10 protein-coding genes are annotated in these 12,423 nt (G+C 40.4%); 6 read left to right on the top strand and 4 right to left on the bottom strand.

Features of this window, described 5'->3' with window-relative positions; genetic code table 11:
* Nucleotides 1-2 precede the first annotated feature (2 nt).
* The 4 genes from NVS78_RS01200 to NVS78_RS01185 are packed head-to-tail and all read right to left on the bottom strand — an operon-like array spanning nt 3 to nt 3,008.
* Complete coding sequence (locus NVS78_RS01200) at nt 3-845, bottom strand: zinc ribbon domain-containing protein (RefSeq protein WP_041502765.1); 843 nt, start codon at nt 843-845, stop codon at nt 3-5.
* A 3-nt stretch (nt 846-848) separates the two neighbouring features.
* Nucleotides 849-1,634, bottom strand: coding sequence for a Nif3-like dinuclear metal center hexameric protein (locus tag NVS78_RS01195; protein WP_286357569.1), 786 nt, complete (start codon nt 1,632-1,634; stop codon nt 849-851).
* A gap of 33 nt (nt 1,635-1,667) precedes the next feature.
* Entirely contained in the window at nt 1,668-2,003 is a 336-nt protein-coding gene (locus tag NVS78_RS01190) for a MerR family transcriptional regulator (RefSeq protein ID WP_041502767.1), read from the bottom strand.
* A gap of 36 nt (nt 2,004-2,039) precedes the next feature.
* Nucleotides 2,040-3,008, bottom strand: coding sequence for a M23 family metallopeptidase (locus NVS78_RS01185; protein ID WP_286357568.1), 969 nt, complete (start codon nt 3,006-3,008; stop codon nt 2,040-2,042).
* A 143-nt stretch (nt 3,009-3,151) separates the two neighbouring features.
* Here NVS78_RS01185 and alaS point away from each other — a divergent pair, with 143 nt between their 5' ends.
* The 6 genes from alaS to NVS78_RS01155 all read left to right on the top strand — a co-directional run bounded on the left by alaS (nt 3,152) and on the right by NVS78_RS01155 (nt 12,404).
* Complete coding sequence (gene alaS / locus NVS78_RS01180) at nt 3,152-5,791, top strand: alanine--tRNA ligase (protein ID WP_286357567.1); 2,640 nt, start codon at nt 3,152-3,154, stop codon at nt 5,789-5,791.
* Between the two features lie 99 nt (nt 5,792-5,890).
* Nucleotides 5,891-7,609, top strand: a complete 1,719-nt coding sequence (locus tag NVS78_RS01175) for a tetratricopeptide repeat protein (protein ID WP_286357566.1) — start codon at nt 5,891-5,893, stop codon at nt 7,607-7,609.
* Between the two features lie 214 nt (nt 7,610-7,823).
* Entirely contained in the window at nt 7,824-9,131 is a 1,308-nt protein-coding gene (locus NVS78_RS01170; protein ID WP_286357565.1) for a TlpA family protein disulfide reductase, read from the top strand.
* A gap of 149 nt (nt 9,132-9,280) precedes the next feature.
* On the top strand, nt 9,281-9,964 hold the full coding sequence (locus NVS78_RS01165; protein WP_041502948.1) for a hypothetical protein: 684 nt from the start codon (nt 9,281-9,283) through the stop codon (nt 9,962-9,964).
* Nucleotides 9,965-10,097: 133 nt separating this feature from the next.
* Complete coding sequence (locus NVS78_RS01160) at nt 10,098-11,678, top strand: sensor histidine kinase (protein WP_286357564.1); 1,581 nt, start codon at nt 10,098-10,100, stop codon at nt 11,676-11,678.
* A 39-nt stretch (nt 11,679-11,717) separates the two neighbouring features.
* Nucleotides 11,718-12,404 (top strand): response regulator transcription factor, encoded by a 687-nt coding sequence (locus NVS78_RS01155; protein ID WP_041502773.1) that lies wholly within the window; start codon nt 11,718-11,720, stop codon nt 12,402-12,404.
* Nucleotides 12,405-12,423 lie beyond the last annotated feature (19 nt).

Here is a 12,423-nt window from a genome sequence, read left to right as displayed (position 1 = left end):
TTTTATTCATCCGCTTTTTTTACTCTTCTGCTCTTCTTCTTCTGAGATTCAAGTGCTGCTTCCAGGTCTGCCTGTTGCTGTGAACCGTCGTAGTCACAGATGTATTTGTCAATTAATATGCGGCCGCAATATTCACAGACGATGATTTTTTTCCGGGAACGGATGTCCAATTGTCTTTGAGGAGGAATTTTGTTGAAACATCCTCCACAGGCATCCCGATCCACGGTGACGACAGCTAAACCGTTGCGAGCATTGGCGCGAATCCTGCGGTAAGCCGTGACGAGACGCTCATCGATAGTGGCAGCCAATTGTTCCGATTTGGCCGTCAAAGACTCTTCATCTTTATGTGTCTCCTGGATGATATCGTTCAATTCACTTTTTTTGGCTTCCAAATCGGCGACTTTGTCTTCATACCGTTTGGTGGCTTCTGCCATTAAAGCTTCTTTTTCCGTTTTGTTTTTTTGCGATTCGCGAATTCGTTTGTCCTGAAGTTCGATTTCTAATTTTTGGAATTCGACTTCCTTGCTCAAAGCGTCGTATTCCCGATTGTTGCGAACATTATCCAATTGTTCGCTGTATTTTTTGATGGCATCTTCAGCCTTCTTTATATCTTGTTTTCTTTGAGCGGTTGTTTTGTCCAATTCACTCAATTCCGTTTTAAAGTTTTCGATACGAGTTTCTAAACCTGCGATCTCGTCCTCAAGGTCCTGAACTTCCAGCGGCAACTCGCCCCTGAGTGTTTTGATTTTGTCGATCTCGGTGTCAATTCGTTGTAATTCATACAGGTTCTGCAATTTCTCTTCAATTGTCAGATCTTGCATTTTTTCATTGTTATTCGTCACCATATATTATAAATAGTTTATCGGATTTGTATTAATATCAGAAAACTGAACGGCAAATTTAGGCATTTTTTTTGTAACTAACTCATAAAAGATATCTTTTGTGAATTGTTCACTTTCATAATGTCCGATATCGGCTAACATGATTCGGTTCTCCGTTAAGAAAAAATCATGGTATTTGAGATCTCCCGTAATGTATAGGTCCGCCTTTTTTAGAATCGCTTTTGACAGAAATGAAGCCCCGGCTCCCCCGCATACGGCTACCCGTTGGATTTGTCTCTTGGATGGGGTCGTGTAACGGATACCTTTACAATGAAAAGTCTCCTTCACGTGTTGGAGGAAAAAGATGGGATCGACAGGGGAATCCAGCGTTCCGATGATGCCATATCCGTATGGATAGGGCGTCTCTCCTTCCTGTTGCAATATTTCCTGATCTGTCAAACCTATTTTGTCCGCCATTCTGCCGCTGACTCCCTGGGCGATAACGTCCATGTTCGTGTGGGCCGCGTAGATCGCGATCTCGTTCTTGACGGCAAGTATAATGGATCTTTCGACGTAAGTTGAAGGGGTGATTTGTTTTAATCCTTTGAATATAAGAGGATGATGGGAAATGATAAGGTTGTGTCCTTTTTGGATTGCTTCCCGTACGACATCCTCTGTTACGTCGATACAAAGTAAAATCGAAGAGATTTCTTGCTCGACATCCCCACAAATCAGCCCGGAGTTATCAAAATCGGCCTGTAACTCTCTTGGTGCATACGCTTCGATGATCTGAACAATCTCCTGTATCTTCATGACGAATGGGTTTAAATCGTAAAAAGGTTCGTTTTACTTTAGGTTATCCTTGATGGAAATCAGCTCTTCCTTTATGTTTTTTAATTTCTTGATGATCTCGAATCGGAGTTCCGTTTCTTCTTTTCTGTCTTTTAGTTGTAATTGGGCTCCTTTCAGGGTCATTCCTTTTTCCTTTACAAGATGATAGATCAAGTGAAAATTATCCACGTCGTTTTTGGTGAATTGTCGGTTGCCCTTTTTGTTTTTGTGCGGTTTTATGATGTCGAATTCTTTTTCCCAAAAACGGATCAAAGAAGCATTTACGCCGAACATACCGGCTACTTCTCCGATGGAGTAATATACTTTTAAATCTTGTTCTTCTTTTTTCATAATCCCGTATGATTTTGGTCTGGATTACAAAGTGATTTAGTCCATACTCTGCCCCGTATTATTAGCCGCCTCAACCATGGCATCGAATTCTTCCGCGGTAAGGTCGTTAAAATAATAGTTTATCGGATCTACAGGTTTTCCGTTTTTCCGGACCTCGTAGTGTAAATGAGGACCTGTGGAAAGCCCCGTATTCCCTAAATATCCGATGACATCACCTCTTTTTATTTTTTGCCCTTTTTTCACGTGAGACTCTTTCATGTGAGCGTAAAGGGTTTTATAATTAAAGCCATGGTCGATAACAACATGGCGTCCATATCCTTTATCGAATGTATTGCTCTCTACGATTCCGTCTCCCGTGGCATAGATGGGAGTTCCCACGATACCGGTGAAATCCATTCCTGCATGAAATTTTACCGTTTTGTAGATGGGGTGCATACGCCATCCGTACGAAGAAGAGACAGGATGTGCTGCATTTTTAGAAACGGGTAGGATGGCCGGGATAGAAGCTAACATTTCGATCTTGTTTTTGGCCAGCTTTTCGACTTCGTCGTACGATTTGCTCTGAATATAGATGGCTTTGGATAATTGATCGATTTTCCGGGCTGTTTCTATAATCAGATCTGAATTTTTCAGGTGCTCCAGGTACTCGTATTTGTTGACTCCTCCCGTACCGGCCCGGCGTATGGAAGTCGCAATCGGGTCCGTTTCGAAGATGACGCGGTATATGTTATCATCTCTCTGCTCGAGATCTTTTAAAATATTGTCTAACCGTTTGACTTCGTTACTTAATAGATGATATTGGGTAAGGATCTCTTCGTTTTCCCTTTTCAGGGCTTTCTCCTTGGGCGAATCCATAAAAGCAAATATAAGAAGAAGCATCACGATGGCTAAAGAGAAACTTGAGATGAATTTTTGAATGGCCTTTCTGATTCTTTTTCTTATAGTTGTCTCTATTTTATCGAAAGATAATGTTTCTGAATTAAAATGATACCCAGCTTTTGGCATAATCTGGTTTGTTTGTAATAAATTTATTGTTTCCGGCGCAAAGTTAAAAGAAATAATCTAAATTTGCAACCTTATAATTCTATGGCCTTTCGGACACGATTGCAGTTCGTTAGCGGAGTTTAATTATTTAGAAAAATAGCTATATGAAGTCGGCAGAGATCAGACAAAAATTTCTGGATTTTTTTGAGAAGAAGTCTCATATGATAGTCCCTTCCGCCCCGATGGTAATTAAGGGAGATCCCACGTTGATGTTTACAAATGCTGGGATGAATCAGTTCAAGGATATTATTTTGGGAAACGTGCGGCCGAAAGCGACGAGGGTGGCCGATTCTCAGAAATGTTTACGGGTTTCAGGTAAACATAACGATCTGGAAGAGGTGGGACATGATACCTATCATCATACGATGTTCGAGATGTTGGGAAACTGGTCGTTCGGTGATTATTTCAAAAAGGAGGCGATTGCTTACGCGTGGGAGTTCCTGACCGAGGAGATGAAATTGGATAAAGAGAGATTATACGCTACGGTGTTCGAGGGAAGTAAAGAGGATCATCTGGATACGGACACGGAAGCTTTAACATTTTGGTCCGATTATTTACCCCGGGAACGTATCCTCTTCGGGAATAAGAAAGATAATTTCTGGGAGATGGGAGATATGGGGCCTTGCGGTCCCTGTTCGGAGATCCACATTGATTTGCGTCCCGAAGAAGAACGAAAATTGAAGCCGGGGTGCGAATTAGTGAATAAAGATCATCCTCTCGTTATCGAGATATGGAATCTGGTATTCATGCAATATAACCGGAAAGCAGATGGTAGTTTGGAGAATCTTCCCAATCACCATGTGGATACGGGTATGGGATTTGAACGGTTGTGTATGGCCGTTCAAGGTAAACGTTCCAATTACGACACGGATGTATTCACTCCCATTCTTGAAGAGATTTCCGAGCTTAGTGGAATTCGCTACGGTAAGGATGAAAAGGCGGATATCGCCATGAGGGTGGTAGCCGACCATTTGAGAACCATAGCTTTTTCGATTACCGACGGGCAATTGCCGTCCAATGTGAAGGCGGGTTATGTCATTCGTCGTATTTTGCGGAGAGCGGTACGTTATGCGTATACCTTTTTAGGCCAGAAAGAGGCTTTTATGTTTAGGTTGGTTCCCGTGTTGATAGAAGTTATGGGGCAACATTATCCCGAATTGTCTAACCAACGGGTGTTAATAGAGCGTGTGATCCAGGAAGAGGAACAGGCTTTCTTTAAGACGTTGGATAAGGGGATAAAATTGTTGGACAGAATTATTGCTAAAACGAAGGAAGAAGATTACGTGACGGTTCCGGGGAATGTAGCTTTTGAACTTTATGATACGTATGGCTTTCCTCTGGATTTGACGGAATTGATTCTTCGGGAAAACGGATTAGTCGTAAATCGCCGGGAATTTAAAGCGGAAATGGAGGCTCAAAAAGAACGTTCCAGATCTGCTGCTGCCGTCGATACAGACGATTGGGTAGAATTGATTGCAGACGATACTCAAGAGTTCGTGGGTTACGATTACACGGAAACAGAAGTACGGATAGCCCGTTACAGAAGAATAATCACCAAGGGAAAAACCTTTTATCAACTTGTGTTTAATATTACTCCTTTTTATGGAGAAGGGGGTGGTCAGGTAGGTGATAGCGGTTATCTTATTTCTGATGTTGAAAAAATACGGATCATCGATACCCAGAAAGAAAACGGATTGACGGTACATATTACGGATAAATTACCGGGAGATCTGACCCAGACGTTTACGGCACGGGTTGACACGGACAGACGGACGGCTATTGCAAACAACCATACGGCGACTCATTTGTTGCATCATGCTTTGCGGGAAGTGTTGGGAACGCATGTGGAACAAAAGGGGTCATTCGTGAGTGACGACTATCTGCGTTTTGATTTTTCCCATTTTCAGAAGGTTACGAATGAGGAGTTGGACAAGGTCGCTGCTATCGTGAATCGTAGGATACGGGAAAATTCGCTGCTGGAAGAGAATCGTTCCGTGCCTATAGGGGAGGCGAAGAAAATGGGAGCAATGGCGATTTTCGGCGAAAAATACGGGGATTTGGTACGCGTGGTGAAATTTGGGGAATCTGTGGAGTTGTGTGGAGGAACGCATGCCCATGCTACCGGACAACTCGGATTCTTTAAAATCGTTTCCGAAAGTTCGGTTGCCGCGGGGATACGTAGGATTGAAGCGATAACGGCAGCAAAGGCCGAAGAGTACATTTTGAATCATTTCCATATGTTTAACGAGGTGGAGAATATGTTCAAGTCCAATCGCGGGGTTTTGGAGAATATTCGGAGTCTGTTGGAAGAGAACGTGGAATTGAAAAAAGATATTGAAAAGTTTGAGAATGAGTCGCTAAAAATAGCCAAAAACGGTCTGAAAAACAGTAAACGGGTAGTAAGGGATATTCATTTTATATCTAAAAATCTCTCGTTCCCGTCTACGAGGGTGAAGGATTTGGCTTTTCAGCTGAAGGGAGAAGTGGATAGACTGGTTTTGATCATAGGAGGCGTATACAACGGGAAACCCCATTTAACGGTGATGATCAGTGAATCCTTAGTAAAGGAATATGATTTGCATGCGGGACAAATTGTCAAAGATGCGGCGCAGGAAATGAAAGGCGGTGGAGGCGGCCAACCGTTTTTTGCAACTGCCGGAGGTTCAGATCCTGACGGTGTAGAGCACGCGATCCAAAGAGCCGAGAGGTTAATATTAGACAAAATTAAAGTGGATTTGGTATAAAATTTGCACTTCGATGTGTAATGTTAAAAAAAAATTATACATTTGTTTTGTGGAAAAGTGAAAACTAATTTGAGTATTACAAATAAAATTAAGAATTCTATGAAAAGAACTTTTGGATTGGTTGCGGTTATTGGTTTGACCGGACTTGTTGCTGTGTCTTGTTCTTCTTTGAAAAAGATGGAAAAACGTGCAAATGAAGTTACGTATGTGGTAACTCCTGAAACTTTGGTTACGAAGGGCGGTATGGTTGATTTGAAAATTGATGTTACTTTCCCGGAAAAATATTTCCATAAAAAAGTGACAATTGAAGCCACTCCGGTATTGAGATATGAAGGAGGCGAAAAAGCCTTTGCGGCAAAAGCCATTCAAGGAGAAAAAGTACAGGGCAATAACGAAGTGATTCCTTACGAGGCTGGAAAAACGGTTTCTTACGTGAGTCGGATTCCTTTTGAAGATGCCATGAGACTTTCAAATTTAGAGATCGACATTCTGGGTTCTAAAGGAGAGGCATCTCGGAAATTTGAACCGAGAAAAATCGGTGATGGTGTGATTGCTACGGAAACTTTAGTAGAGAATCAACCGGCTGTCGCTTTAGGAGCTGATGCCTTCCAGAGAATTATTAAACAACAAGAAGAGGCTGCTATCTATTTCTTAATCAATGCAGCCAATATTCGTTCCAAAGAGATGACTTCCGAAGAGATGAAGAACTTGCAGAAATTTGTTAAGGAAGCGGCTTCTAAGGAAAATATGAAATTGAACGGTATCGATGTTAGATCATATGCCTCTCCGGACGGTAGCTATGATTGGAACGAGAAGTTAGCTAACAAGCGGGAGGCTAATTCTTCTACTTTCATGAAGAAACAAATGAAAAAAGATAAAATTCAACAGTATAAAGATGCTGAATTTTTCAAAAAATACGTGGTGGCAGAAGATTGGGAAGGATTCCAAAAAGCTATGGAGGCTTCTAATATTCAAGATAAGGAGTTGATCCTTCGCGTACTTTCTATGTATTCTGATCCGGAAGTGAGAGAAAGAGAGATCAAGAATATCGCTTCTGCTTTCACGATCATTGCCGATCAAATTCTTCCGAAATTGAGAAGATCCATGTTTGTGGTGAATGCCGAGTTAATCGGTAAATCGGACGAAGAATTGAAAGGTTTGGCTAAATCTAATCCTGCTGAATTGAATGTGGAGGAGTTATTATATTCTGCTACCCTATTCGATGACAATGCAGATAAATTAGCTATTTATAATGTTTGTATCAGTCAGTTCCCGAGTGATTGGAGAGGTTATAATGATGCCGGTATGATTCAGTTCGAAATGGGACAAGTCGATTTGGCAAAAGCTAATTTCGAGAAAGCCAACTCTTTGTCAGCTAATAACAAAACAGTTCAGAATAACTTGGGTGCTATTGCTTTGAAAGAGGGTAATATCGGACAGGCTGAAGTTTATTTCGGAGCTGCTACCGGAGTAGGTAATGAAGTAGATTATAACAAAGGTGTTGTTGCTATCATGAAGGGAGATTACGATAACGCAGTTCGATATTTTGGAAATTGTAGTTGCGTGAACGCTGCTTTAGCCAATATTTTGGCCGGAAATAATAATGAAGCTTTAAAGAAATTGAATGCAGGTGAAAATTCGGCTATGGCTTCTTATTTGAAGGCTGTAATTGGAGCCAGAACAAATGACGATGCCATGGTATTGGATAACTTGAAGAAAGCATGTGCCATGAATGCTGATTTGAAACAATTGGCCGCAACAGATATGGAGTTTGCAAAATATTTCGATAATGCGGATTTTACTTCGATCGTAAAATAATTAATTTCTGATAATTTGGAAAAGGCTATCTGTAATTTTTCAGATAGTCTTTTCTTTTTATCCGTTTTTTTCTTGAGGGGATACAATATTTTTTATATTCGTAATGTTATTTTTTACTTCAAAAAATGGTTTTTGGTCTTTTTATTTACCTTTTCTTTAACATATTGTGATTGTGCGAATATTTATCTTTGTATCCCATTTTAGGTTTGAAAGTATGAGGGTACTGCTTGCGGCAATATATTTTTTGACATTGGTTGCGTGTACACATTCTGATAGTGTACAGGTGGGAGGGCGTTTTGGCGTGCAAGACTCGGTTGTTCGGATCACCGCCAACAATCGTGAATTTACCTTTCCTTTGGATGATAAGAATTTTTTTTCCGGAAAAATAGGTTTGGAGCGTGCTACTTACGCGAGTATGGATCGATACGGTATCAGTTTGTTTTTAAGTCCCGGTGAAGATCTGGAAATCAATGTAAATTCGATGGACTTTGGGGGAACTTTACAATTTCGCGGGACGTTGGGAGCCATCAATAATTATTTGTACGAACGGGAAATAGAAGATGAATTGAAATTTAAACTTTTTGATTTGGATGAAGAGGAGTTCGTAAAAGAGATGCAGAATCTGATTCGGGAAAAAATATTACTGTTGGAAGCTAAGAATTTTGGGGAGACCTTTTCGGATTTGGAACGGGAACGGATCAAATACGTTGTTGCCGGATGGGCTCTTTACTACCCTAATTTCCACCGGATGGATTCATTACACGGGAAATATGTTCCGGGTCCTGTATTCGATGAGTTTGTTTCCGGTTTCTCTTTGGACAACGGAGATCTGATTGGTTCGCGGGATTTTTCCCGATACGTGTTGAACTACATATATTACAAAGGACGTAGTATGGATATACGAGAGCTTGTGAATTATGTATTGGATAATATTCATAATCAGACGATAAAAAACTATTTGTTGTCGGAGGTGATCATGAATCATGTGACGACGAAGGGGTTAAAGGATTCGGATTATTTGCTCTCGCTTTGTTGGAAAGAGGTGACGGATACGGCAAAAATATCGAGAATAGAGAGGTTGGTGGATCGTTGGCGGCGACTTTCGGCCGGGGCTACCGCACCTGATTTCGGGATGATGAATCAACAGGGCGAGGAGTTTTCTTTGCGCTCGTTTGCCGGTCAATACGTTTATGTCTATGTATGGGCGACCTGGAATGAAGCTTCCAGGGAAAAGTTTGAAGCTTTAAGGCTTTTGCAAGAGAAGTTTAAAGAGAAAAAAATTCGTTTTGTCGTTCTCTCGTTGGATGATATACAACTTAAAGATCTTTGGGAGAAGTATATAGTGGAAAACGATATTCCGGGTGAACACTATATCCTTCAAAAACGGGACGAATTTTGCGCTCGTTATATGGCTTACACTTTTCCTCGTTTTTTATTGATAGATCCCATGGGAAAGATTATTACACCCACGGCTCCCGCTCCTGACGGGACTGAATTGCTTTTTAAGACGCTTGATCTGTAATACTTAAGATTTTTTGAAGCTTTCCGACAGATAATTCTTTTATGAATGATATTTTTGTATATTTGTCGTAAATTAGCGGGTATCTCATGAAGATGCCATTACATCCTCAGGATGTGTATTTTAAGTAATAAAGACCAAATATGTTTATTATGAGAAGAATTAATTTAATTTTAGTGCTTATCGCATTTCTATTAAGTGCATGCAATAGTGATCAGGTTAAAGTTCGGGGAAAAGTGGAAGGCTTGAATGGACCTGTAAAATTAATGGCTGAGATGCCGGGGAGACCGGGCTTGACTATTCTTGCCGAACAGGAAGTGAAAGATGGTAATATAGATCTGAGAACGGATAGTTTGAAAATTCCGGCACGTGTTTGGGTGGATATTGATGGGAAAAGGACGCTTGAAATTATTCTGGATACGAAGGACATGATCTGGATTAAAGGTAAGATCAAATTTCCGACTGAGATTGAAGCAAACGGTTCCGGATTGATGGATGAATACGAGAACATTAAGAAGCAATTCAAAGAAAAATACGAAGAACCCATTAAGGAGTTAGAGGCTAAAAACGAGAAGATCGCCAATAGCAAGAAAAAGAGCAAGGATTATGAAATGTTGATGGGCGTCAATCAATTGAGGATTCAACGTTACTTGAAAATGCGGGCCAACTGGGCAAAAGCTTTAATCGAGGCAAATCCGGGTAAGGAAGTTTCTTTATTTATCTTAAAAGATGAGTTGGTTGATAGTCTGGATGCACAGAAAGCTCTTTTCAAAAAGATGATGATCGAGAATAAAGAAAGTAATATATACAAAGTATTAGAAGACAAATTAAAGTAAAAAACCATTTTATGGTTTTATTTTCCCGTTTTTATTACTTAGTTGTTTTTGAGAGGTGCCTTTCCCGGGTACCTCTTTTTTGTTGCATGGTGACGTAAAAAATACTATTTTCGCTAAATCTATTTCTGTTGGTATGATCAAAAAAATAATAATCAGAATATTAACCGTCGTTATGTTGGTCGCCTTTATCGCTGTCGTCGGTGTACAGTGGTTTTGGATAAAATACAGCATGAGAGAAAGCGAGATCCGTTTCTCCTCAAAGGTGCATGCAGCCCTGGAGCAGGTGGTAAATACGATTGATGATATTAATAATGTTCGTTATCTTACCGAAATAACAGAACACATGAAGCGTATTGAAGAGCAGAGTAAAAAGGTGATTCCCTGGGATTCCACGAATATGGAAAGAGAAAATTTCCCGGCTTTTTCTTTTATTACGCAGGTATGGGAATACGGTAGTAAATCCTCCAGCAAGAGTACTGCTTTCGTGATCGAAACCCCGGGTAGCATCCCTCCTCATAATTTGCCGCAAAGAAGATACCTGAATCAGGACCTTTTGGAGCAAAGCATTAAGACATTGGGATTTGGAATCCAAGATACGACGAGTAATTTGAGTCAACAGGCTCTGTACAAGAGATTAGAGGATCTCATGTTGAAATTGATAAAAGAGAAGGACCCGGAAAATGTTTCTGTCGAAAAGCGGTTGGAAGGTGTAGACATCAACAGGCTTTTGCGAATGACATTGGATGCTAAGGACATCCGTCTTCCTTTTAAGTACGAGATCATAAGAAAGAAGGAGTTGAAACAAAAAGCGATAAGGGATGACCTGAAGAAAAATTTCTATTGTACGGATTTATTCCCGAGGGATTGGATTGTCAAGGATGCGATTTTAGGCATTACCTTAGAATCGGCAGATTCGTTGATTTACGAAAATATCGGTTGGATGTTGCTCGCTTCCGCTTTTTGCATTTTCGGCTTAATGGGGGTGTTTATCTTCACCATAGTAGTACTTACGCGTCAGCAAAAAGTATCTGTCATTAAAAATGATTTCATCAATAATATGACGCATGAGTTTAAAACGCCTTTGGCGACCATATCTTTAGCGACATCGGCAATCGAAAAGGAAAAGGTATTGAATGATAAAGATCAGCTGTTGAAATTTAATACGATGATCCGTAAGGAGAATGACCGGATGAATAAATATGTGGAACGTATTTTGCTTCAGGCTAAATTGGACCGCAGAGAGATTCATTTGAATAAAGTAGAGGCCGATTTGAATATACTGGTAGATGAGGCCGTACAACATTTCCGGTTACAGGTTGAAGAACGGGGAGGAGAAATTAAGGAAGAGTTGGATCCGGAAGGATTTGTCATGGAGGCCGATGAGGTACATATGTTAAATGTCGTGTGTAATTTGTTAGATAATGCGATCAAGTATTCGTATGATTCGCTGAATATTTATATATTTACACGTCGTGTCGACGGACACTTTATTATTGGGGTTTTAGATAGCGGTATCGGAATACCTAAAGAATCTCAGAAAAAAGTGTTTAAGCGATTTTACCGTGTACCGAGCGGAAACCTGCATAATGTAAAAGGCTTCGGATTGGGATTGAGTTACGTGAAGTCGATCGTGGAGTTGCATAACGGGACGATACGCTTGACTTCTAAGAAAAACAAAGGGACGTTAGTGGAGATTATTTTTAAAATAGAGTAGACAAACTATAACCTGAACCGTAAATTAAAAATTGAGTGTATGGGACATAAAATACTTTTGGTAGAAGATGATCCTTGTTTCGGATCTGTTCTGAAATCCTATTTGGAGTTGTCCGATTATGACGTGGTCCATTGCGTGAATGGACATGACGGATTTGAAGCTTTCCGGAAAGAGAAATTTGATCTGTGTCTTTTAGACGTGATGATGCCTGAAATGGATGGATTTACACTGGGTAAGAAAATTCGGGAGATCGATATGGCCGTACCCTTTGTGTATATTACGGCTAAAAGCATGAAAGATGATATGAAACAAGGATACGAAATCGGGGCGGATGATTATATCGTTAAACCGTTCGATTCCGAATTGCTTATTTTTAAAATAAAAGCGATTCTCAGCAGATGCGAGCACGACGAGACGGAAGTAAAACCGAAATTTATAGAGTTGGGTGCTTACGTTTTCAACACGGAATTAAGAACGATCACGAAAAATGATGAGGTGATAAAGCTTACCCCGAAAGAATCCCGTTTATTGGAGTTGTTATACTACCATAAGGACGGATTACTGCAGCGGGAAAAAGCGTTGAATGAGATATGGGGTTCGAACGATTATTTCACGGCGAGGAGTATGGATGTTTACGTGACGAAACTACGTAAATATTTTAAGGATGATCCTTCTATCAAAATTGAAAATGTACATGGTTCGGGATTCCGGCTTATCCTGGAATAGCAATCGTGATGTCCCTAAA

The sequence above is a fragment of the Gabonibacter chumensis genome (assembly GCF_024741215.1).
GTDB classification, from domain to species: Bacteria; Bacteroidota; Bacteroidia; order Bacteroidales; family Marinifilaceae; genus Gabonibacter; species Gabonibacter massiliensis.
This window is presented reverse-complemented; position numbering and strand designations above follow the sequence as displayed.